Origin of the sequence: Companilactobacillus allii, from assembly GCF_001971585.1 — a bacterium.
GTDB classification, from domain to species: Bacteria; Bacillota; Bacilli; order Lactobacillales; family Lactobacillaceae; genus Companilactobacillus; species Companilactobacillus allii.
Map to the genome: position 1 here is coordinate 2,065,056 of NZ_CP019323.1, position 22,746 is coordinate 2,087,801.

Sequence of the window (22,746 nt, forward strand, 5' to 3'; positions counted from 1 at the left end):
ATCAACTCCTAAACAGCCACTGGCGCTTTAATTGCTGGTTCTGGATCATATCCTGTAACTTTAATATCTTTCGTATCAAGATCAAACATACTTTTATCAGAGTTTATTTCTAATTGTGGACCTTCATGTACATCCCTTGAAAGTTGAGTCTTAACTTGATCAATATGATTGAGATAAATATGTGCGTCCCCTAAAGTATGTACAAAATCGCCAACTTCTAATCCAGTTTCTCTAGCGACCAAGTGAGTTAATAGCGCATAACTAGCAATGTTGAATGGTACACCTAAAAACAGATCACCACTTCTTTGATACAACTGACATGATAATTTACCGTCATTAACATAAAACTGGAACATTGTATGACAAGGAGGAAGTGCCATCGTTGGTACATCCTCTGGATTCCATGCACTTACGATCATACGTCTGGAATCGGGAGTAGTTTTTATTTGTTCAATAACATTTTCTATTTGATCAATGAAACCACCATCTCGTTTTTGCCAATGACGCCACTGTGAACCATAAACTAAACCAAGGTCACCATATTTGTCAGCAAAATCTTCATTTTCAAGAATATTCTTGTCAAAAGCTGACTTTTGAATTTTATACTCTTTAGCAAATTCTTCATCGACCAGACTTCTTCTTCCAAAATCTGTCATATCTGGTCCTGAATAATCAGTACTTTCGATATATTTTTTAAATGCCCATTCATCCCAAATATGGTTTTTGTGTTCCAACAAATAACGAATATTGGTATCTCCGTGTAAAAACCAAAGTAACTCGCTCTTAATCAAACCAAAGGGAACTTTCTTTGTAGTAAGGAGTGGAAATGATTTTGACAAATCAAATCTCATTTGATAGCCAAAAGTACTTATTGTACCAGTACCAGTACGGTCACTTTTTTTATGTCCATTATTTAACACATAATTCAATAAATCCAAATATTGTTGTTCATTAGTATTTGCCATATTCTTCTCCTAAAAATAAATTATTCAAACGATCCGAGATATTCCCAGCGCTCCATCATTTTATCAGCTTCAGCGTTTTTTTCATCCAATTGACGTTGAAAATCCATTAAATCTTGATATCCATTTGCATCATCAGCCAATTGATCGTTCAGTTTAGAAATTTCATCATCTAATTTTTCGATTTTAGGTTCCAATTTATCAAACTCTATTTTTTCAGCATACGTCAACTTTGTCTTTTCTTCTGGCTTTTTAGACTTAGTTACTGCTTGCTTCTTTTCTTTTTCTTCATGATGTTTAGCTTGTTGTTTTTCATTCATCTTTTGAAGATAACCAGAATAAGAATCATAACTCTCTTTAATTTGACCATTACCTGTAAAAATCAATAATTTGTCAGCGATTTTATCCAAGAAATATCTATCATGCGATACGGCCAAAACTGTACCCCTAAAGCTCTCTAAGTAATTCTCCAAAATCGTCAAAGTTTCAATATCCAAATTATTAGTTGGCTCATCAAGCAATAAAACGTTAGGTTGATTCATCAAAATTGATAACAAATATAAACGTCTCTTCTCACCACCAGATAGTTCACGAATAAAGGCACTTTGCATTTGATGATCAAATTTAAAAGTATCCAATAGTTGTGAAGCTGACATGCGTTCACCGTCAGTATTTCTGACGTTTTGGCCGATGCCTTCAAGATACATAATTACACGCTTATCAGGATCCATATCTTCAGTGTATTGAGTATAGTAACCTATTTTAACTGTTTGGCCAGTTTTAATGTTTCCTGAATCCAGTGGGATTTTCCCAGTTATCGTATTTAAAAATGTTGTTTTACCTGATCCATTAGCACCGGTAACACCTATTCTGTCACCCTTTGTTATTAGATAACTAAAATCATCAATAATTTTCTTGTTATCAAATTGCAAACTTGCATCTTTAATATCAAAAACATCATTTCCTAATCTTTGTTGTGCAATATCAATAGACATATCTTGTTGAACATCAGGTTTATCATTAAGATCCTCTTTTAGACCCTTGAACCTATCGATACGAGCTTGCTGTTTAGTTCCACGAGCTTTAACACCAGCACGCATCCAATCGAGTTCTTTTTTGTACATCTGTGTCTTATGATGTTGTTCAGATGCATATATCTCTTCATTATCAGATTTCTGTGATAGATACTTCTCATAATTACCGTCGTATTCAGTAACATTGCGATTTTCTAGTTCAAAAATCCTAGTTGCAACAGTATTCAAGAAGTAACGATCATGGGTAACAAATAATACTGAACCTTTGTACTTATTCAAATATCCTTCTAACCAATCAATTGCTTCATAATCCAAATGGTTAGTAGGTTCATCAAGAATTAATAAATCTGAATCAGAAATCAAAGTTTGTGCCAAGGCGACACGTCTTTGTTGACCACCGGATAAATCTGCAACTTTTTTGTTTAATTCAGTGATCCCTAATTTATTAAGAATGGATTTAACATCTGACTCCATTTGCCAAGCTTCAGCTGCATTCATTTGCTCCTGAAGTTTAAAAAAGTCATTTTGAATATTAGTATCTGTAGAATTGTTATTAAAATTCTCCAATGCACGTTCATATTTTCTAATTAATTGAAACTTCTCCCCACTACCAGCAAAGACAGAATCAATTACTGATAAATTTTCATCTAATTCTGGTTGCTGTGTTAAATAAGTTATCTTATAGTTCTTAGGCTTTTCTAAGCCAATAGAATTCAAATCTTCCGGATGTATTATTCCATCTAAGAGAGTTGTTTTACCAGCACCATTAAGTCCAAGAAGGCCAATACGGTCTCCTTCTCCAATAGTAAAGGTAACGTTTTTAAAAAGTGTTCTTTCACCAAATGATTTGTATGCATTTGTGATATTTAATGTTTTCAAATAATTTCACCACGTATTTCAGATTTGTCACATATAGTTATATATTATATCAAATGGCAACAAAAAACCGCTATCCAGAAAAGATAGCGATTCTTTATGTTTCTATAAATCTTTATTGTAGATATCAAAAACAGTATGATCTCTGTCAATTGAAATGTATAAATTACCAGTTTTGCTTGAGATTGTTGAAGTTTGATATACATTATCTAACCCTTCAGCATCCTTTTGCTTGAATGGGAAGAAGATCTGCATTGGTTCCTTATCCTCATCATCTTCAAAAACAAGATCACATTTTTCAATATCTTGATACTTAATTACACGGTTAAACATTCCGTCTGCCATGGCAGCTGTCGAAACATCTGTATCTTTAATGTAGTCGGCTTCGGGTAAAATTTCAATTCTGAATCTCTTGCATGGGTGAATCTCTTGCATACGTCCACCAGCAATACGTCCATAACTTGTAGTTACACGCGAAATCCATACGTCACTCATCTCACCGTGGTTCACTGTCCAAGTATCATCATTTCTAAAGTAGAATTTTAATTCTTTGAAAACATGTTTTGTCATATTACCACCCTTTCGAATACTTCATTACTTTATAAACCAATGATACCACAGCAAACTCATTTGCTTAACAAATATTCCCTCAATTTATCAAAATTGTTGTAAACGTTTCCTTCCACGACCTTATGCTCTAAATCGGACATGTACTTTCCGATTTCTGGACCCGGTTTAATGCCTAATATTTTGATGACATCATTACCAGTAATTGCCAGATCATGACTAGATTCTATTGGAATATTTACTACTTTTTGAGTTAATGTATCGTCATCAAATTCAATTCTAAATAGTTGACACAAACTTTTAACTCGGTCGAAATTACTTACACCTAAACAATAAATATCCCAGATATCAAAATTACCAGATTTGAATTGTTTGAGCATTTTGTCCGTCGCAACACTAATTTCACGTGACTTATTAGAAACTTTCCAATCACGTAGCATTTTGTTGAATTGATTTGGTTCTAGATCCATGACATATCCAATAGCCGTCCAGGCTGATTGCTCATCAACAAATGACTTATCGTCTAATTTTAATAATTTTTCCAAATTGCTCTTTTGATCATTAAAAGATGGACAATATTCGAATAAATCAAGATTTAAAAAGTCTGAGAAGCCAATCTGCCAAGACTTACCTAGCATCAACTTTATAAATTCTTCCCGAATCCTCTCTATAGCTATCTTATTAAGTAAATGTGCATTATCTTTGATTGCTATCGCCGTTTCAGCTTCGACAGTAAATCCTAATTGTGACTGAAATCTAACAGCACGCATCATACGTAGCGCATCTTCATGGAATCTCTCTTCTGCCTTACCAACAGCTCTAATAACTCTTTTATTAAGATCGGCCAATCCATCGAATTTATCAATAACTCTACCATTGCGATCCACAGCCAAGGCATTAATAGTAAAATCTCGACGCTTAAGGTCATCTTCTAAGGAACGTACGAAAGTAACTGAATCAGGTCTTCTGAAATCCTGATAACCTGATTCAGTTCTAAAAGTTGTTATTTCATATGAGTCTTCTTCAAATAATACTGTGACAGTCCCATGCTGAATACCGGTATCAATCGTACGATTAAAGATGGTTTTTATTTCTTCTGGATATGCACTTGTAGCAATATCCACATCATGGATCGGCAAGCCCAAAATGTGATCGCGCACACTTCCCCCAACAAAATAAGCTTCAAATCCTGCTTTTTCTATTTCCTCCAAAACTGGCAATGCCTTTTTGAAATCGGAAGGAAGTTGTTTAATACGCATGTAATTACCTCACAAAATTAGATTTGGTCCATTAAATCCTGCATTTCAGAATTATCAGGGTCTTGTTTCAAATACAATGTTAAAGCTGCTTTCAATGCATCCTTGTCACCGCTACTACGTAGGATTTCGATAACATCAGTCAAATAGTCCAAGTTATCTTTATAATCGTCTAATACCAAAAGAATATTCTCTTGTGCCTTTTTAATATCATCTGTTTCAAAATATGATTTAGCAAGATTCCAAGTTAATTTAGGATTTCCGTTGATATCAACGTCACTCAATAAGTCCAAATTATTCTTGTATTGACCTTGTGTAACATAAAAATCACTTAATCTAATAATCAATGGCAGCGGTGTTTCTACTGTTTTGATTCCTTTTTGAATAATCTTTAGTGCTTCATCAGGTTGCTCAGACACCCCCGCATCAAAAGCTATTTGATAAAGTCTTTCGTCCAATTCATTTAAATTAAGACCAAGTTGAGCATATTTAAAGGCATCATCATTCTTTTTAATATTCAAATAATCATCAGCTAAAATGGAATATGCAGTTGGATAATCATGATTTATTTCTAGCAACTTCTCCAAAGTTTGGATGGATTTATTATAATCCTTAACTTGATTATACAAAAATCCCAACTGATATTGGGCATCTTCATTCAATTCAATGGCATTTAATTTTTCAAATTCAGAGATTGCCTCTTCATATTGTCCATCTCCGGCCAAAGAACTAGCCTTACGGAGCACAATGGAGATTCCGGAGTAATTGTCTATCCCTGCATCTAAAAGCATGTCATAGTACACCAGAGCCTTACTGAACAGGTTCTCATCAAAATACAACTCAGCAATCGCAAATTTAAAAACATCTTCCTCTGGAAAAGTCCTTATTCCCGTCAATAGCTTCTGTTCACTGACTTCATATAATCCCTGAGATTGATATATGTCAGCTGAAACCAACAAGTTCTCTGCATAGGCTGGTGAATCTGAATCAATCTGGGAAATATAATCTAGTGCTTTATCTGAATCACCATCAGATACTGCTATTTCTGCCAACCTAGATAAAACCTGTCCTTCATCAGGATAAAACTGTAATAAATGTTCATAGATTATTTTGGCCTGAACCGATAGGCCTCGACTCATCAATGTCTCAGCTAGAGAAAATTGTGTTTGGTCGTCGTCTTGTTGTAATGATTCGTTAATCAAAGTATCTACATTTGAGAAATCTCCATCATCAATTGTATTCATCACTTCATCTGCTTTAGTCAAATCCTTACCTCCGTGTTATTAAAAGTAATACTGTATCTAAATATTTATAATTTGCATAAAAAAAGACGGTCATCCGACCGCCCCCAAGGTTAAAACTATTTAACTGAGTCCTTCAATGCCTTACCTGGCTTGAATGCTGGAACCTTACTTGCTGGGATCTTAATTTCTTCACCAGTTTGTGGGTTACGACCCTTACGAGCTGCACGTTGACGTACTTCAAAGTTACCAAAGCCAATTAATTGTACTTTGTTTCCTTCTGACAAGTTTTCTTGGATTGATTCAAAAACAGCATCAACTGCTGAAGTTGCATCTTTCTTTGTCAAACCTGTTTTAGTTGCAACACTATCGATAAGTTCTGCTTTATTTGCCATACGTAATACCTCCGGAGATTTATATAGTTTTTAGAACACATGAACGACGACTGTGTTCATCATTCCAATAATCAAAATACCATAGCAATAGGGATGTGACAAGCTTTTACGCTCTAAATTACAATAAAAGATGAATTTTCACATTTTTTAATAAATATAATTATAAAAGCGTTCATTTTACCGTCATTTAGGCCTACTTACGCTTTCTTGGTAAAATCTTAATTGGTGTCCCTTCAAAGTCAAAAGTTTCTCTTAATTGATTCTTTAAAAATCTTTCATATGAGAAATGCAATAATTCATTATCATTTACAAAAACAACAAAAGTTGGTGGTTGAACCGCAACTTGTGTCATGTAGTAAATTCTCAAACGTTTACCATTTACAACTGGTGTTGGAGCAATTGAAGTGGCACGTAACAATAGGTCATTAAGAACAGCTGACTGAATACGACGCTCACGATTATCATATACTCTTGAAACTAATTCAGGTATTTTGTCTAATCTTTGTCCTTTAACGGCCGAAGTAAATAGAATTGGTGAATATGATAAATATTGAAATTCTGTTCTGATTTGGTTTTCAAAGTCTGTCATTGTATGAGTATCTTTTTTCAAAGTATCCCACTTATTAACGACAATGATTACACCTTTACCAGCATTATGTGCATATCCAGCAACACGTTTATCCTGCTCACGAATACCCTCTTCGGCATTTAATACAACACAAACAACGTCAGATTTATCAATTGCACTCAAAGCACGTAAAACTGAATACTTCTCAGTATTCTCGTAGACCTTACCACGTTTTCTAATACCAGCAGTATCAATCATTGTAAAGTCTTTATCTAATTTTTCATCATGATATTTGGTATCAATTGCATCACGAGTTGTACCTTCCATATTGGAAACAATAACACGCTCATCACCCAAAATCGCATTAACCAATGAGGATTTACCAACATTTGGACGACCTATGAAACTAAACTTAATCGAGTTATCTTCTTCGTGAGTATCTTCCACTGGGAATGCCTCAACGATTTCGTCAAGTAAATCACCAATACCAGTACCTTGAGCACCAGAAATTGGATTTGGGTCACCAAATCCCAATGAATAGAAGTCATAAATACTTTCTCTTTGTTCAGGGTTATCAGCTTTATTTACAGCTAAAATAACTGGTTTCTTCGTACGATAAAGTATCTTCGCAACATCTTCGTCTTCTTTAGTCACACTGTTTTGACCATTAACAATAAAGACAATAACATCTGCTTCATCAATAGCAATTTCTGCTTGATTCTTAATTTGAATGGTCAATGGTTCTCCACTCATATCGATACCACCAGTATCGATCAAACGAAATTCTTTACCTAACCATCCAGCTCGCGCATAAATACGATCACGCGTAACACCGGGTGTATCTTCAACAATACTCAATCGTTCATTAATAATTCTATTAAAAATAGTTGATTTACCTACATTTGGACGCCCAACCAAAGCTACTACTGGAATTGCCATAAATTTACCTCCCTACATATCTACTTATTCTCATTTATAATTTTTGTTATTTTATCAACAACTTGTTCAATATTCATATTTGACGAATCTACTTCAATAGCATCATTAGCCTTAACTAGAGGTGAAATTTCTCGGTGTGAATCCTTGTAGTCGCGCGCAGCAATTTCTTCTTTTAATTTCTCTAATGGTGTATTGATTCCACGTTCAATATTCTCCTTATAACGCCTTTTAGCACGTACCAAAACACTAGCTATTAGGAAAATTTTTACGTCAGCATCTGGAAGAACAGTTGTACCAATATCTCTACCGTCCATGACGATATTAATATTGTTTGCCATATTGCGTTGCATTTCAACCAATTCTTCGCGAACTTTCTTGATTGCTGAAACTTGAGAGACATTATTAGTTATCTCTTCTGTTCTGATTTCATCCGAAATATCTTCATCATCAAGCATGACGTGTTGTCCATCTTCCTTGTTAACAAAAGAAATTCTATGTGAATTCATTAACTTCAAAATGCTGGAACTATCACCATAATCTACATTATGATTTTTTGCAAGCAATGTAACCGAACGGTACATCGCACCAGTATCACAATAAACAAAATTCAACTTTTTTGCAATCAATTTTGCAATTGTACTCTTTCCAGCTGATGCTGGTCCATCAATAGCTATTTGCATAATATGCATTTCTCCTTTTGCTTAACAAAAGGGTCTAGGACATAATTGTCTAAGACCCTTTTTATTACACTATTTAACTCTTATTTGTGTTCCAGGAGTTAATGTTGAAACTCCACTATTTAAACTCTGCAATTGAGCAGTGGTCAAATTATTGTTATAGGCAATTCTAAACCAATTATCACCAGGCTTAACTGTGTAATACGATGCAGCTGTACTGCTACTATTATCATCGGTCGATGTAGTTGAAGTAGAATTACTGCCTGTACTACCAGTAGTTGTTCCAGTTGTGGATCCTGTACCAGTTGTTGAATCCGAAGTTGTGGATTGTGAGTTAGTTGTGTCAGCATCAGTAGAATTATCTGCAGTTGAATTATTCGACGAAGTATTATTACTACTTGTTGAATCTGAAGTTGTGGAACTAGCTTCTTTTGCTGCAGCAGCCTTTTTAGCGGCGGCTACAGAAGCAGCTTTCTTTTCTGCTGCGGCTTTTTGATCAGCTTTTTCCTTGGCTGCTTTTTTTTCTGCAGCTTTCTTCTCTGCTGCCTTTTTCTTGGCTGCGGCTTTTTTCTTTGCAGCAGCCTTATCCTTACTTTCAGATGACTTTTCAGTTTGTGCACTATCTAAGTCACTACTCCCGCTACTACCACGAACCGCTTGGATAATAACTGGCATAAACATAATCACAATCAAAGCAATTACTAATGTAGCCACTAATGTGTGATTACCACGTTGCTTTTCTTTACTTACTGCACGAGAAACATGACCTGATTCATCTTCATCAGAATCAAAACTCTTCTCCCAAGGCTTCTCTTCAGCTTCATCATCAGCCTGTTCTTCGTCAGCTTGATTTAATTCTGGTTCAGTATCTGGTTCAACTTGTGATTGTTCACTTGTTGTGTCTGTATCAGGTTTTAAAGAATCACTATCATCAACTAAACCTGTTACTGGAGGAACTGAATCAATATTTTCATCTTCATTAGACTCTGATTGACTTAAATGATTTTGATTACTCTTACTTGCTTGTAAGTGATCATAATTTTGATTATCATCGTTATCTTTAACTTCAGAACTATCATCTTGAACACTTTTTGGTTCCACAGATTCTACGGGTTCTGCTGGTTGTGGTGTTGAGTAACCATCGTCACCTGGAGCCTCTTCAACATCATTTTTATTATCATCAAAACTATCCTGTCCATTGGACGGAATTAAATTGTACTTTTTTAAATCTTCAGGACTTACGGATCCTTGCATACCATCAGTTGTTTGAGGTACACGAGAACCACCAGAAGTATTGTTTTTGTTATTCTCGGCCATTAAAAACCAACCTCCTACTTTCTATCCTTTAAAGCATATCATAAAATTTTAAAATTTTTCTTTAAAGATTTATAAAATAGGCTTAAATCTGTCAGTTTAACAATTATTTAATAAAAAAATGACCTTTTAATCGTGGATAAACTACAAATACACCCGCAGAAATAATCAAAGCTTTTATGATATTGAATGGAATAACAGCTGTAACAACATATTTTGTCAAACTCATATTAAGTTGCATCCCTACAACATTCATATACAACGGCATAACTATGAAGTAATTCATTAAGGACATTACAAGTGTCATCGAAATAGTTCCCACAACGACCGCCATAATTTTCTTGTCCTTTTTCCAAAAATAACCAAATGGTAATAGCAATGAAATTCCTCCAACTATGTTAGCACCATTACCAATAACTCCGGCGACACCTGATCCAGTGATTAACCAGTGACAAACCGCCTTAATAACGGCTATCAAACTGCCCCCAATTGGACCATATGCTAATGTTCCAATAATAGTTACCACATCACTTAAATCTACTTTTAAAAATGGTAACCAGAATAAAACTGGAAATTCAAAAAACATAATGATAGCAGCCAGTGCGGAAAATATGGCTACTCCAATCATTGCGTGAAATTTGTACGTACTTCTTCCCATAAAATCAACCTTTCCCGCCGATTTCCAAAAGAAAAGAGGTCTATTTGAATATACCTAAATAGGGCATACGCAAACAGACCTCTCTGTTTTCTTTCATCTAGACTTTAACTATCGGTCTGGGAATCAAACCCAGTCGGCCAGCAAAATGCTGGGTCGCGGACTATACCGCCGGTCGGGAATCACACCCTGCCCTGAAAACCAACTTATTAAATTTTTCACTATTAATATATCAAACTAACGTCTATCTTTCAACTGTGCAACTTCAAGTCTTGTTAAATTTCTATATTTACCAGATACCAAACCATCTAATGTTAAGAAACCATATTTCTCACGAGCCAATTTCTCAACTGGATGACCAACGGCTGCAAACATATTCTTTACTTGATGATTATGTCCTTCATGAATCACCATTTTTACAAGTGAAGTATTCTTTTTAGTGTCCTTTGACATGATATGTACTTTAGCACGTGAAGTCGTATAATCCTTTAGTTTCAGACCATTCTCTAGCTTTTTAATTTCTTCAACTGTCAAAAAGCCTTGGACCTTTGCAATATATGTTTTTTCAACATGATATCTTGGGTGCATCAATAGATTGGCAAAATCACCATCATTAGTTAACAACAATAAGCCAGAAGTATCATAATCTAATCTTCCAATCGGATATACACGTTCATCAACATCTTCCAAAAGATCTGTAACAACTTTTCTATTCTTATCATCCTTAACAGCAGAAATAACACCACGGGGCTTATACATCAAGATATAGCGTTTCTTCTCACTATGAAGTGGCATTCCATCTACTTCAATTTTATCGCTATGATCTACTTTAATTCCCATTTCTCTAACTGTTTTACCGTTAACCACAACGTGTCCTTCAGAAATCATTTGTTCTGACTTCCTACGCGAAGCTACACCTGCGTCTGCCATAAATTTTTGTAATCTAATTTTTTCCATCAAAATCTCCTATGTTCTCAGTTTCATCATTTTCAAATTTTTCTATTTCAGGTAATTCTTTTAAATTCTTAATACCAAAATAATCAAAGAAATAATCCGTAACCACATATAGATTAGGATGTCCGGGAACATTCTTCTTCCCATCCTCCTTGATTAAATTCCTAGCTAGAAGTGTGTTGATACTTCCGGAACTTTGAACTCCACGTATATCATCAATCTCAATTCTAGTTATTGGTTGTCGGTACGCCACAATTGACAATACCTCTAACGCTGCTTGACTCAGCTTGGTTCCTAAGCCAGATTTGAAATACTTGGTTAATACGTCACTATATACGGATTTGGTAATCAATTTATATTGAGAATTAAAGTTAGCTAGCTTAATACCTGAATTTTCATCACTATCCAACTTAATCTCTAATTGTTCAATATTTTGTCTTAATGCTGCACTATCTATTTCAAGTAACTGTGCTAAATCGTGTTCCTTTATCCCTTGATCTCCAGCAACAAAAAGTAATGCCATAATTTTTGCTTGATACACTATTATTAATTCCTCAATTCAATTATTAATTCACTATCAAGATTTTCTTGAGTCGCCGTTATTTGTTGCTTACTCACCATTTCAAGTATAGCTATAAAATCAGTAACAACTTCCTCAATATTATCTTGTAACTTTAAAAGTGACTTAAACGTTGTTCTTTTAACACTTGATAATTTATCCAAAATATTTTCTGTAGCATCTTTTATTGACAAGACTTCATTTTGTATAATTTCAGTCTGTGGTTGACGATTCTTTTGTTGTCGTAATATTTCAGCAAAAGTTGTAGCCAAATCATCAAGCACTACAGAATCAGGCTTTAAAAATTGTTCCAATTGAGTTTTCGGTATACTCATATCTTTATCAAAAGACAACTTACGTACTTGTTCTTTTTGTTCAAAATATTCTGATACCCTTTTAAAAGTCTGATACGTCAATAATTGTGAAACTAGTTCATCACGTGGATCTTCCATCTCAAAATCTTCGTCGATTTCATCAGGTGCTTGTGGCAACAACATCTTGCTTTTAATTGACATCAAAGTTGATGCCATCACTAAGTAATCTCCAGCAACATCTAACTCCAAAACTTTCATACTATTCAAATAATCAATATATTGCTGTGTGATTTGAGCAATGGGAATATCATATATATCTATTTTGGACTCTTTAATAAGATGGAGCAGTAAGTCAATTGGTCCTTCAAAATCCGTTAAAACTAAATTTAATTTTTCCATTATTTATTATTTTCTAATGCATCTTCACCTGTAACTACAGACGATTTACGCTCTTCCTCTTTGCTTTCACGCCAACTTTTTAATAATTCACTAAGGTTAAAGTTTCCCAAAATCGTATAATTTGAGAACTTTTGTTGAATATCATCAAAGATTTTAAAAATATTACTTTGTGAACGATAGGAAGGACTCAAAGAAATATACTCAATAAACACGGTATGTGCTGAAAAAGAAAGTGCCACAATTCCCGAATAGTCTTCAATATTGCTCTTCCAAAGATACAACTGACGATTTTCATCTTCCTTATAAAGATTTAATTCTTGATCTAAATTAGACATGTCTTTCAAATCATGAATATACGATAAAAATCCCATGGCAATTTTTTTGTTCTCATCACTATATTTATTAAGCATATTTAAATATTATCTCCTATGCACGAGGATGCGAGTTTTCATACACTTGTTTCATCCTTGTTTTATTAATATGAGTATATATCTGAGTGGTTGAAATATCAGAATGCCCCAATAACTCTTGAACAACACGTAGATCAGCACCATTTTCCAATAAGTTTGTCGCAAACGAATGTCGTAACGTATGTGGTGTAACATCTTTTTTAATACCAACTTGTGCAATGTATTTTTTAATCATTCGCCAAATAGATTGTCTGGTTAATTTGTTTCCCCTAAAATTCAGAAAAACTTCTTTCTGTTCACCATATCTTTCAACCAACTGATCACGAGTTTCAGAAAAATATTTTTGAATCCACTTAATAGCGGTATCTCCGATTGGTAATAATCGCTCTTTGTCACCTTTACCTAAGGTCTTAATTAAGCCTAAGTCTAAATGTAAATCATTCATTGACAAATTAACCAGTTCGCTAACACGTAAACCAGTTGCATACATTGTTTCAAAAATTGCTCTATCTCTAATACCTAATGGTGTTTGTGTATTAGGTGATTCAATTAATGAATCTACTTCTTGCATTGACAATACTATTGGCAGATGTTGACCTTTTTTAGGCGCATCTAGTTCATTCATCGGATTAACTTCAATTTTGTTGATTAATTCTAACCACTGATAAAAACGTCTTAAAGAAGAAAACATTCTCATCTGTGTTGTTTTAGATTTACCTTGCTTGTCTTGATCGGCAAAAAAATTAGTGATCACAAAATGGTCCTCAGGATATGTATCTTTTTGGTTATTTTCTAAGTAATAACTAAATTCCAACAAATCTTGTTGATAAGATGTGATCGTATTCTTTGATAAACCTCTATCAAGTCTTAAATAACGTCCATAATCAGCTATTGTATCAATCATTTTTTGATTATGGATTGTCAATTTCTCAGTCAAATGGTTCCACCTCTATTTAAGATACGTAAAACCATCTTTTTGTTCAATCTTTCGTTGTTTCATTAGATTACCTAATGCACGCTTAAAACTACCCTTACTGATACCAAAGTATTCTTTAATATCATCAGGATCACTCTTATCAGTATATGGCATTTTACCATCTTGAGAATGTTCCAACACTGCAATAATCATCTGTGCATCTGGAGTGATTTCTTCATATGCACGTGGTTTCATTGATAGATTCAATCTTCTATGACTTGAGCCAATTGCACGAGTTTTTACGTGTTGTCCTATATGCATTGGACCAGACTGCTCGTTTACATGAATGAAACCTAAATAGTAATCTTCTGTAATAACAAAAGTACCAGAATCTCTAATTGCAATTACGGTTGTCTCTTCATCTCTGTTTTTCATAGAGTCATTGGCGCTACGTACTAATTGCATATAAAGATTTAAGTCAGCAAGTTTACCCCATAAACGTCCCTTGTGATCAACATCTAGTTTAACCATGACACGATCACCTTTTTTAGGCCATTCAGAATGTTCCAATGGTAAATCATCTAATGAAACAACAATATCCTTATCCTTTAATCCAACATCAATAAAGACCCCAAGGTCTGATCTTACATCAGTAACTTCAGCATAATCCCAAACTCCTTGTGATACTGAAGGCAAATTAGCAGTCATTTTGTTCTTATGTGCCTGATTTTCATAAACAAAACCAGTGATCTCATCCCCTAATTCAGGAACACTTTCTAATTCACTTAAATCCAAAGCAAATGTGTAGCCCTCAATTTGTACGAAGGCTTCATCTTTATTCAAATCAGTAACAACCCCAGTCACTACTTGACCATACAAATCTTTTAATTCCATAATTTCACCATATTCTTCTTAATATACTCATTTTTTACTATTACTATTTTAACAGTTATATCCAGAGTTACATAATTATTCTTGTCGAAACATTGTACCATGTTTATTTCAATTTTTAATTATTTTTGAAATGAATTTTCAAGTCACAGTTTTTTTTAAATTCAACATTGAATTTATAACTAGTTTGTGAAATAATTTCCTTCGTGGGAAGCGTTTCCAAAAATAAATAAAGTATAGAAAGAAGAGTTTTATTTATGAAAATTAAAGCTGCTGTTGTAGATAAGGTAAATGATCCATTTGTAATTAAAGATGATATAGAGCTTGCAGATATTCAAGATGATGGATTGCAAGTAAAGGTTGTAGCATCAGGTATTTGTCACTCTGACGAAGCCTTGCGTACGGGTGATGCTGGTTTTGATATTCCTGCAATTTTGGGACATGAGGGTTCTGGAATTGTTGAAAAAGTCGGTAAAAATGTTCATAACTTTGAAGTTGGTGACCATATCATCATGTCATTTTATTCATGTGGAGAATGTGACAATTGTCTCAAAGGGATTCCAACACAATGTCGTAAATATGCTGCCTCAAACTTAAGCGGTACCCGTCCAGATGGCAGTGATCATTTTACAGAAAATGGTAAACATATCAGTGACATGTTTAATCAATCATCATTTACAACTCATACTGTAATCAGTAAAAGAAATGCTGTTAAAGTATCTAAAGATTTAGATTTAAGAAAACTTGGACCTTTGGGTTGTGGATACGTCACTGGTAGTGGTACCGTATTTAACACTTTAAAGCCAAGACCCGGTGATACAATTGCCGTCTTTGGTACAGGTGCTGTTGGTCTTGCTGCCATGATGGCTGGTAAAATTTCTGGCTGTACACACGTTATAGCAGTTGATATTGTTCCATCACGTCTTGAACTAGCGCAAAAAATGGGTGCTACTGACATTGTTGATAGTTCAAAAGAAGATGCCGTTGAAGCAATCAAGAAGATCACAAATGGTCTAGGTGTTGACTGGGCTGTTGATACTACTGGTGTTGCCAAAGTTATGACAGATTCAATTGCAGCATTAACACAAGGTGGTACAACAGCTACAATTGCTGTAACACCACACAATATTGAAGTTAGCACATGGAATGACCTATGTGTTGACGATAAAAAAATCGTCGGTGTAAATATGGGAGATTCCATTCCTCAAGTTGACATTCCTCGCCTAATCGAATTCTATAAGATGGGTGTATTCCCATTTGACTTAACTGAAAAATTCTATGATTTCGATCAAATCAATGAAGCTGACGCTGATTCTGTCAGTGGTAAGACTATCAAGCCTATCTTGATAATTGATAAAGATTATAAACCAGAAGCTTAATTTACATATTTAAAGAATTTGTGACATAACTCTTTTTCTACTCAAACTTGCAGTGAAAACGCGTGCCAAAACACAATTTTCTCCGTCTAATAAAAAGAAATCGATACTTACTTACGTAATTATCGGTTTTTTTTGCATTATACTAGAAAACTGAACGTGTTATGTCACGCTTAGTTTCCTATATGACATATGTCACAAAAAGTCATGACATTGCTTACTATTTATGAGTAGATCACTCCGCTAAAATTAATTTATCAAGTAAAGGAGTGAATTTAATGACATCTATTATTGAAGTTGATAACTTGAACAAAAATTATGGTAATAAAACAATCCTGGAAAATATTAATTTCAAAGTTGACCAAAATCAAATAATTGCTTTAATCGGAGAAAATGGTGCTGGTAAAACCACACTAATAAATATTTTGTTAGATTTAATTTCATCTGATTCAGGTACAGTGAAGATATTGAACAATACTAAGCATATCAAAGAGCATCTGGGTGTAATGATACAGCAAAATATCTCCATAACACGCATTACCGTTAAAGAAATAATAAAACTAACTCAAAGTTATTATCAAAATCCATTACCATATGAAGAAATAATTGAATTAGCTGATTTAAAAAAATTGGAACATTCAAAGATGAATCAGCTATCTGGTGGACAAAAAAGACGTCTATCTTTTGCACTTTCAATAACAGGTAATCCCAACCTACTCTTCTTAGATGAACCAACTGCTGGAATGGACAGTCAAAGTCGTACCAAATTTTGGCAAATTATCGCCAATTTAAAAAATCAGCACAAAACAATTTTTGTAACTAGCCACTATCTTAATGAATTAGAGACCTTTGCCGACAGGATCATAATTTTACAAAATAAATCAATTGCCTTTGATGGATCAATCGCCAAACTACGCTCTTTAGAAGGCGAAAGTTTAATTGAATTCGACAGTGATCTCTTGCCTGACTTATTTAGTTCCATACCTGAAATAACCAATTTTAAGAAAATTAGCAACCATTATCAATTCACAACTAATAATACTGAATCACTAATGAATCAGCTAACTCCATATTTAAATGCCATCAGTAACCTCAAGGTACAACAAAACTCACTAGATTCGCTATTTTCTAATTTCAATACAGGAGACATAGTCTATGAATAGTTTTATTTATCAAATCAATATTAACTTCAAAAGAATAATTCTTCGCAATAAACGTTTCTTCTTATTTGATATGATGTTGCCAATTATATTTTATTTATTGTATTCCAAAGTATTAGTTTCCAATATGCCAGAGACTGATTTAAGAATATGGCAAATGAATTATTTGATAAGTATGGTTATTTATAGTTGTTTATTAGGATCAATCATCACCGTTGCCAATACGTTATTTGAAGACAAAACCAGTCATTTTGATATATTATCAAGACTAACTCCTCTCCCCCAGTGGCAATACTATTTATCACGAATCTTAATTTTTATGTTACTTAATTTAATTTCAGCAATTAGCATCTGTTTAGTTGGCATACTGGTAAATAATCTAAGTTTATCCATTACCACCTGGACTTTGATAATTTTCATAACCATAATCGGTACCCTACCGCTTATATTGGTTGGAATTTTGATTTCACTTATAAATAATCCGACTACAGTCAATATATTAAACAATCTAGTGGTATTTCCACTCGCAATTATCAGTGGACTTTGGTGGCCAATTACTATTATGCCTGATTGGTTACAATTTATTGGAAAATTGATGCCTACTTTTGAATTATCCAGTATCGATCAAGCCATTCTTTATGGTAAGATTATAAACAATCATTATGTTTTAGGACTAACCCTTTGGATTATAATCATTGGAATACTAACTTTAACAATAATCAAACATCAAAAACATAAGGAGTTAAATTTCGAATGAAATTTCTAGAGGACCATATTCTATTTCCCAAAAGATTCGGTATTATGCCGTACTTTTGGACCCTTTCATTAATTTTGGTATCCAGCCAAGTGCTGTTTGAAAGAAACAGTTTTGACTGGATTTTGTTTTTCCTACTATTAATTTTCATCAAACTTTATCGTGACGGTTATGTGATCAATCGGTGGCTTCCCATACAAATAGGCGGTCAATTAATCATCACAACATATCTTTTATCTCAATATTCCTTTGGGACACTTTTCATTTACACTGCATGGGAAATTGGTTCACTTCATTTAAAGAAAAATCAATTCTACAAATATACAACTGTTTATCTAATTTTTAGTGTAATTTGCATTTTGGGAAACTCAATAATAAATTACAAGTCATCTGACATATATGGACTGATCATAACTTTCTTATTTGCCTTTGGGTCTCCATTTGCTGCAAGATCACTAGGAAATACATATCAAAGATCCTATCGTTTAAAACAAAATAACAAACGTTTGGAAACAATTATCAAACAAAACGAACGAGAACGAATTGCAAAAGATTTGCATGACGATCTTGGGCAATCATTTTCACTAATAACTTTGAAAGCTGAATTAGCGGATAAATTGATTGATAAAAACGTTACACAAGCACGAAAAGAGATTAAGGATATCGCTACAACATCAAGGGAAAATCTTACCTTGGTTCGACAAATTGTCAGTGATTTGAATCGAAAGTCGATTGCTGAAGCAATGATTGAAGAAGAAAACCATTTAAAACTAGTTAATATCATTCAGCAATCATATAATGAGAAAGTATCAACAACGTGGCCACTCGAAATTCAAAACGTGCTAGCGGCAATTATAAAAGAATCTTCAACGAATATCATCAAATATAGTAAAGCAGACACGGCTATATTCGATTTTAATGAAGATGATAAATATTATTATTTGAATATCAAAGATGACGGTATCGGATATAAAAACGTTCGTAAAGATTCTTTTGGATTATCTGGCATGTCACAACGTCTATCTGACATTAATGGAGAAATAACTATTAGTTCCAAACAAGGTACAACTCTAAAAATAAAAATACAAAAGAGATAATTAAAATGACGACAGTTTATCTGGCAGAGGATCAAAAGATGTTAAATACCGCTTTGGCAACACTTTTAGGATTAGAAGATGACTTAGATGTTATCGGTACAGCAACTGATGGAAACACTGCCTTATCAGAAATAATTTTCAACAAACCAGATGTTGCGATTCTTGATATTGAAATGCCAAAATTGTCCGGATTAGATGTGGCGCAACAACTAAATATTCTAAAACTACCAACTAAAGTAATAATCTTGACAACATTTGCCAGAGAAACTTATTTTGAACAAGCTGTTCAAGCCAATGTTAATGGATATCTGTTAAAAGATAATCCAACTGATCAACTAGTTAAAACTATCCATGAGGTTCTTAATGGACAAACTATATTTTCTCCAGAATTAGTTAGAACAATTATTTCAGCTGAAAAAAATCCCTTATCAAAACGAGAAATGGATGTCCTCAAGGAAATAAAAACTGGTAAAAATAGTAAAGAAATTGGTAAAGCTGTATATCTTTCAGATGGAACCGTTCGTAATTATATTTCATCCATTCTCAGTAAAACTGGAACTACCTCTAGGATAGAAGCCTTGAACATTGCAGAAAATAAAAAATGGATTTAAATAGTGTGACAGAGTATCTTCAAATTTCATATATGATACATAAAAAACGATATTTACTTACGTAAATATCGCTTTTTGTATTATATTAATAAGATTTTGTTCTGTTATACCTTTTCACTGTAAATTTACGTAAAAACAGAGTTATATTACAATTTTTTTATTTCGTCACAATCTGACTCATTCTTTAACTTAGTTAAAACATCTGCACCGAATTTCTCTAATGTATCTTTATTATCTCTTTGAGGTAACTTATAGCCTACAAAATATGGTGATGCAACAAATCTTGGGATTATTTTACAAATAATATCACCATTTTCATCATAAAAGAAAATATTATAAGAATCACACGTTCCATTATGAAAGTCATTCAATATATAACGAATAGTAATTCTGGCGAATTCAGCCAAATCATTTAAGTGCTCAACACCTTTGATTCTAATATTGAATTCAACGAAACCCATAATAGGTTCCTGTGATAAATTGAAATCAATATTATCTGATTTATAAATTTCATATCCAGTAAAATTATGCTTACTAATATATTGATATCCATCAACATTTTCCAAACCAACTATTTGAAAATGCGGATGCTTCAAACTACCACCGGACATTGGACCAAAATTCTTGTACATCAAAACACTCTTATATTTCTTTGTTTCCAATAATGAATTCCAACAATCAAAGATAAATTGAAATACTTCAGAATTCTTTTTAACTGAATAAGTCGATATATCTGCATCGTGTTCACTAGACTCAATTAAAACGGTTTGATAGGTATCCTTTAAAGTTCTGAATTTATTCTCAAGCCAAATCATGTCGTCTTTTTGTCTGATAATATTAGTTAAACTAGCTGTGTCACAAAATGGACAGATTGCAGCTTTCTTTTTTGTATCCCTTGGTTTCCCTTTAGCTACATCAAGTTGGAAAATCAATAGGTCATTTTCATCCAAATTAAATCTCCTTTTTTATGTATACAAAAATACTGAAAAGGATTTGATCAGAATCCCCTTCAGTACTTTTAATAAATTTCAATTAATTATTTTTGTTAATTATAGAGAACGTGAAGCACCCTTGTAAATAACACCACGTCTTGAGTCAACAGTGACTGTTTCGCCATCATTAATCAAGTTTGTAGCATCTTTAGCACCAACAACAACTGGTAGACCCATAGCAATACCAACTACGGCTGCATGTGAAGTCAAACCACCGTTTTCAACAACTACGGCACTTGCTTTTTCAAGAGCTGGAAGATAATCTTTGTCAGTCATTTCTGTAACAAGGATATCTCCTTCTTTAACTTTATCGTTAGCTTCTTTAGCTGAATGAGCAACTACAGTATTACCAACGATTGATTCTTCACCAACACCTTGACCCTTAACTAACTTTGAACCAATTAGTTGGATCTTCATAACGTTTGTTGTACCACTTTCACCAACTGGAACACCAGCAACGATAAGAATTAAATCTCCTTCTTTAGCAAAGCCAAGTTCTTGAGCTTTCTTAGAAGCAAGATCAAACATTTCATCTGTATTAGCAGGTTTGTCAGCAACGATAGGTTGTACACCCCAGTTAACTGTCAATCCACGTTGTGTTGTTTCGTCGAATGTAATAGCAAGAATATCAGCACTTGGACGATACTTAGAAATCATACGAGCTGTGTAACCTGATTTAGTAGCTGTAACAATTGTCTTAATGTTCAATTCTTCAGCAGTTCTAACAACAGATTCACCGATTGATTCTGTAACGTTTGAGCCTTTGTATTCTTCGAATCTTTGAATAGCCAATTGGTTACTCTTGTCTAATTCTTTTTCTGTACGTTCGTCAATTTTAGCCATTGCTGCAACTGATTCAACAGGATAATCACCGTTAGCACTTTCACCAGAAAGCATAGTTGCATCTGTACCATCAAGAACAGAGTTAGCAACATCAGTAACTTCGGCACGTGTAGGACGTGGGTTTTCTTGCATTGAATCAAGCATTTGTGTAGCTGTAATAACTGGTTTACCTAAAGCATTACATTTTTGGATCAAGCTCTTTTGAACAAACGGTACGTTTTCAAATGGAATTTCAACACCCATGTCACCACGAGCAACCATCAAACCATCTGAAACCTTCAAGATAGAATCGATATTGTCGATACCTTCTTGTGATTCGATCTTAGGGAAGATTTGTACTTGTTCCATATGTTTTTCTTCAAGAATTTCACGAATATCAAGAACATCTTGTGCTTTACGAACAAATGAAGCTGAGATGAAGTCAATAGCGTTGTCACAACCAAAACGAATATCACTGGCATCTTTTTCTGTGATACCTGGTAGGCGAATTTCAACACCAGGTGCATTAACACCCTTACGTGAACCGATCATACCGTCATTTTGTACTTCTGTAACTAATTCACGGTTTTTGTCATCTTTTTCTGTAATCTTAAGATCAACAAGACCATCATCGATCAATACGTGACCACCGACATGTGTATCATCGTACAAACCAGGATATGTAACAGCAATCTTTTCTGGATTACCAGTTAATGAATCATCCATAGAAATACGGATTGTTTCACCGATTTTAGCTTCAAACTTGCCACCATCTTGAACAGTTGTACGGATTTCAGCACCCTTTGTATCAAGAACGATACCAACTGTCTTACCTGTAATCTTTTCAGCTTCATGAACCATGTTCATACGTGATAAATGTTCTTCATGATCACCATGTGAGAAGTTGAAACGGAAAACATTTGCGCCTGATTCAACCAACTTTGTAATTGTTTCAATATCATTAGATGCGGGTCCAAGTGTACTTACGATTTTTGTTCTTTTCATCG

At 33.9% G+C, this 22,746-nt stretch carries 23 protein-coding genes and 1 riboswitch; of the genes, 5 read left to right on the forward strand and 18 right to left on the reverse strand.

The window, feature by feature from the left end; genetic code table 11:
- Nucleotides 1-8: 8 nt before the first annotated feature.
- The 16 genes from BTM29_RS10250 to BTM29_RS10325 all read right to left on the reverse strand — a co-directional run bounded on the left by BTM29_RS10250 (nucleotide 9) and on the right by BTM29_RS10325 (nucleotide 14,930).
- Nucleotides 9-965 carry a thymidylate synthase gene (locus BTM29_RS10250; RefSeq protein ID WP_076617143.1) on the reverse strand — a complete coding sequence of 319 codons (957 nt, stop codon included), beginning with the start codon at nucleotides 963-965 and terminating at the stop codon, nucleotides 9-11.
- 20 nt (nucleotides 966-985) lie between these two features.
- Nucleotides 986-2,875 carry an ABC-F family ATP-binding cassette domain-containing protein gene (locus BTM29_RS10255; RefSeq protein ID WP_076617146.1) on the reverse strand — a complete coding sequence of 630 codons (1,890 nt, stop codon included), beginning with the start codon at nucleotides 2,873-2,875 and terminating at the stop codon, nucleotides 986-988.
- A 102-nt stretch (nucleotides 2,876-2,977) separates the two neighbouring features.
- On the reverse strand, nucleotides 2,978-3,442 hold the full coding sequence (locus tag BTM29_RS10260; RefSeq protein WP_076617150.1) for a hypothetical protein: 465 nt from the start codon (nucleotides 3,440-3,442) through the stop codon (nucleotides 2,978-2,980).
- 56 nt (nucleotides 3,443-3,498) lie between these two features.
- Nucleotides 3,499-4,698, reverse strand: a complete 1,200-nt coding sequence (locus tag BTM29_RS10265; protein ID WP_076617153.1) for a CCA tRNA nucleotidyltransferase — start codon at nucleotides 4,696-4,698, stop codon at nucleotides 3,499-3,501.
- A gap of 17 nt (nucleotides 4,699-4,715) precedes the next feature.
- Nucleotides 4,716-5,960 carry a tetratricopeptide repeat protein gene (locus tag BTM29_RS10270; protein WP_076617156.1) on the reverse strand — a complete coding sequence of 415 codons (1,245 nt, stop codon included), beginning with the start codon at nucleotides 5,958-5,960 and terminating at the stop codon, nucleotides 4,716-4,718.
- Between the two features lie 95 nt (nucleotides 5,961-6,055).
- Nucleotides 6,056-6,331, reverse strand: a complete 276-nt coding sequence (locus tag BTM29_RS10275) for an HU family DNA-binding protein (protein ID WP_048702990.1) — start codon at nucleotides 6,329-6,331, stop codon at nucleotides 6,056-6,058.
- Nucleotides 6,332-6,524: 193 nt separating this feature from the next.
- Complete coding sequence (gene der / locus BTM29_RS10280) at nucleotides 6,525-7,838, reverse strand: ribosome biogenesis GTPase Der (protein ID WP_076617159.1); 1,314 nt, start codon at nucleotides 7,836-7,838, stop codon at nucleotides 6,525-6,527.
- 20 nt (nucleotides 7,839-7,858) lie between these two features.
- Entirely contained in the window at nucleotides 7,859-8,518 is a 660-nt protein-coding gene (gene cmk / locus BTM29_RS10285) for a (d)CMP kinase (RefSeq protein ID WP_076617162.1), read from the reverse strand.
- A 69-nt stretch (nucleotides 8,519-8,587) separates the two neighbouring features.
- Nucleotides 8,588-9,832 carry a LysM peptidoglycan-binding domain-containing protein gene (locus BTM29_RS10290; protein WP_076617166.1) on the reverse strand — a complete coding sequence of 415 codons (1,245 nt, stop codon included), beginning with the start codon at nucleotides 9,830-9,832 and terminating at the stop codon, nucleotides 8,588-8,590.
- A gap of 103 nt (nucleotides 9,833-9,935) precedes the next feature.
- Nucleotides 9,936-10,487 carry an ECF transporter S component gene (locus BTM29_RS10295; protein WP_076617169.1) on the reverse strand — a complete coding sequence of 184 codons (552 nt, stop codon included), beginning with the start codon at nucleotides 10,485-10,487 and terminating at the stop codon, nucleotides 9,936-9,938.
- A gap of 81 nt (nucleotides 10,488-10,568) precedes the next feature.
- Nucleotides 10,569-10,690, reverse strand: a riboswitch (FMN riboswitch).
- Nucleotides 10,691-10,721: 31 nt separating this feature from the next.
- Nucleotides 10,722-11,441 carry a pseudouridine synthase gene (locus BTM29_RS10300; RefSeq protein WP_076617172.1) on the reverse strand — a complete coding sequence of 240 codons (720 nt, stop codon included), beginning with the start codon at nucleotides 11,439-11,441 and terminating at the stop codon, nucleotides 10,722-10,724.
- Nucleotides 11,428-11,961: an SMC-Scp complex subunit ScpB gene (gene scpB / locus BTM29_RS10305; protein WP_076618895.1), complete on the reverse strand. Its 534-nt coding sequence runs from the start codon at nucleotides 11,959-11,961 to the stop codon at nucleotides 11,428-11,430. Before scpB ends, BTM29_RS10300 begins: the two co-directional genes overlap by 14 nt.
- 23 nt (nucleotides 11,962-11,984) lie before the next feature.
- A complete protein-coding gene (locus tag BTM29_RS10310; RefSeq protein WP_076617175.1) occupies nucleotides 11,985-12,710 on the reverse strand; it encodes a segregation and condensation protein A in 726 nt (241 codons plus the stop codon).
- Entirely contained in the window at nucleotides 12,710-13,120 is a 411-nt protein-coding gene (locus BTM29_RS10315; RefSeq protein ID WP_076617178.1) for a RibT protein, read from the reverse strand. Before BTM29_RS10315 ends, BTM29_RS10310 begins: the two co-directional genes overlap by 1 nt.
- Nucleotides 13,121-13,136: 16 nt before the next feature.
- The gene (gene xerD / locus BTM29_RS10320) at nucleotides 13,137-14,024 is read right to left on the reverse strand and encodes a site-specific tyrosine recombinase XerD (RefSeq protein ID WP_076618898.1); all 888 of its coding nucleotides are present in this window, start codon (nucleotides 14,022-14,024) and stop codon (nucleotides 13,137-13,139) included.
- Nucleotides 14,025-14,069: 45 nt separating this feature from the next.
- Nucleotides 14,070-14,930 carry a CvfB family protein gene (locus tag BTM29_RS10325; RefSeq protein ID WP_076617182.1) on the reverse strand — a complete coding sequence of 287 codons (861 nt, stop codon included), beginning with the start codon at nucleotides 14,928-14,930 and terminating at the stop codon, nucleotides 14,070-14,072.
- A gap of 254 nt (nucleotides 14,931-15,184) precedes the next feature.
- Here BTM29_RS10325 and BTM29_RS10330 point away from each other — a divergent pair, with 254 nt between their 5' ends.
- The 5 genes from BTM29_RS10330 (at nucleotide 15,185) to BTM29_RS10350 (ending at nucleotide 19,925) form a co-directional block, all read left to right on the forward strand.
- Complete coding sequence (locus BTM29_RS10330) at nucleotides 15,185-16,306, forward strand: NAD(P)-dependent alcohol dehydrogenase (protein ID WP_076617186.1); 1,122 nt, start codon at nucleotides 15,185-15,187, stop codon at nucleotides 16,304-16,306.
- Between the two features lie 275 nt (nucleotides 16,307-16,581).
- Nucleotides 16,582-17,466: an ABC transporter ATP-binding protein gene (locus tag BTM29_RS10335; RefSeq protein WP_076617189.1), complete on the forward strand. Its 885-nt coding sequence runs from the start codon at nucleotides 16,582-16,584 to the stop codon at nucleotides 17,464-17,466.
- The gene (locus BTM29_RS10340) at nucleotides 17,459-18,220 is read left to right on the forward strand and encodes an ABC transporter permease (RefSeq protein ID WP_076617192.1); all 762 of its coding nucleotides are present in this window, start codon (nucleotides 17,459-17,461) and stop codon (nucleotides 18,218-18,220) included. Before BTM29_RS10335 ends, BTM29_RS10340 begins: the two co-directional genes overlap by 8 nt.
- 356 nt (nucleotides 18,221-18,576) lie before the next feature.
- A complete protein-coding gene (locus BTM29_RS10345; protein ID WP_192844189.1) occupies nucleotides 18,577-19,314 on the forward strand; it encodes a sensor histidine kinase in 738 nt (245 codons plus the stop codon).
- Nucleotides 19,315-19,319: 5 nt separating this feature from the next.
- Nucleotides 19,320-19,925: a response regulator transcription factor gene (locus BTM29_RS10350; protein WP_076617199.1), complete on the forward strand. Its 606-nt coding sequence runs from the start codon at nucleotides 19,320-19,322 to the stop codon at nucleotides 19,923-19,925.
- A gap of 146 nt (nucleotides 19,926-20,071) precedes the next feature.
- Here BTM29_RS10350 and BTM29_RS10355 read toward each other — a convergent pair whose 3' ends face one another.
- Entirely contained in the window at nucleotides 20,072-20,875 is an 804-nt protein-coding gene (locus BTM29_RS10355) for a DUF4931 domain-containing protein (protein ID WP_076617202.1), read from the reverse strand.
- Between the two features lie 99 nt (nucleotides 20,876-20,974).
- On the reverse strand, nucleotides 20,975-22,744 hold the full coding sequence (gene pyk / locus BTM29_RS10360) for a pyruvate kinase (protein ID WP_076617205.1): 1,770 nt from the start codon (nucleotides 22,742-22,744) through the stop codon (nucleotides 20,975-20,977).
- Between the last annotated feature and the right edge of the window lie 2 nt (nucleotides 22,745-22,746).

Coding starts and splice junctions, on each gene's coding strand:
- BTM29_RS10250 (WP_076617143.1), bottom strand. CDS start 965: ATGGCAAATACTAATGAACAACAATATTTGGATTTATTGAATTATGTG.
- BTM29_RS10260 (WP_076617150.1), bottom strand. CDS start 3,442: ATGACAAAACATGTTTTCAAAGAATTAAAATTCTACTTTAGAAATGAT.
- BTM29_RS10265 (WP_076617153.1), bottom strand. CDS start 4,698: ATGCGTATTAAACAACTTCCTTCCGATTTCAAAAAGGCATTGCCAGTT.
- BTM29_RS10275 (WP_048702990.1), bottom strand. CDS start 6,331: ATGGCAAATAAAGCAGAACTTATCGATAGTGTTGCAACTAAAACAGGT.
- der (WP_076617159.1), bottom strand. CDS start 7,838: ATGGCAATTCCAGTAGTAGCTTTGGTTGGGCGTCCAAATGTAGGTAAA.
- cmk (WP_076617162.1), bottom strand. CDS start 8,518: ATGCAAATAGCTATTGATGGACCAGCATCAGCTGGAAAGAGTACAATT.
- BTM29_RS10290 (WP_076617166.1), bottom strand. CDS start 9,832: ATGGCCGAGAATAACAAAAACAATACTTCTGGTGGTTCTCGTGTACCT.
- BTM29_RS10295 (WP_076617169.1), bottom strand. CDS start 10,487: ATGGGAAGAAGTACGTACAAATTTCACGCAATGATTGGAGTAGCCATA.
- BTM29_RS10300 (WP_076617172.1), bottom strand. CDS start 11,441: ATGGAAAAAATTAGATTACAAAAATTTATGGCAGACGCAGGTGTAGCT.
- scpB (WP_076618895.1), bottom strand. CDS start 11,961: ATGGCATTACTTTTTGTTGCTGGAGATCAAGGGATAAAGGAACACGAT.
- BTM29_RS10310 (WP_076617175.1), bottom strand. CDS start 12,710: ATGGAAAAATTAAATTTAGTTTTAACGGATTTTGAAGGACCAATTGAC.
- BTM29_RS10315 (WP_076617178.1), bottom strand. CDS start 13,120: ATGCTTAATAAATATAGTGATGAGAACAAAAAAATTGCCATGGGATTT.
- xerD (WP_076618898.1), bottom strand. CDS start 14,024: ATGATTGATACAATAGCTGATTATGGACGTTATTTAAGACTTGATAGA.
- BTM29_RS10325 (WP_076617182.1), bottom strand. CDS start 14,930: ATGGAATTAAAAGATTTGTATGGTCAAGTAGTGACTGGGGTTGTTACT.
- BTM29_RS10330 (WP_076617186.1), top strand. CDS start 15,185: ATGAAAATTAAAGCTGCTGTTGTAGATAAGGTAAATGATCCATTTGTA.
- BTM29_RS10335 (WP_076617189.1), top strand. CDS start 16,582: ATGACATCTATTATTGAAGTTGATAACTTGAACAAAAATTATGGTAAT.
- BTM29_RS10340 (WP_076617192.1), top strand. CDS start 17,459: ATGAATAGTTTTATTTATCAAATCAATATTAACTTCAAAAGAATAATT.
- BTM29_RS10350 (WP_076617199.1), top strand. CDS start 19,320: ATGACGACAGTTTATCTGGCAGAGGATCAAAAGATGTTAAATACCGCT.
- pyk (WP_076617205.1), bottom strand. CDS start 22,744: ATGAAAAGAACAAAAATCGTAAGTACACTTGGACCCGCATCTAATGAT.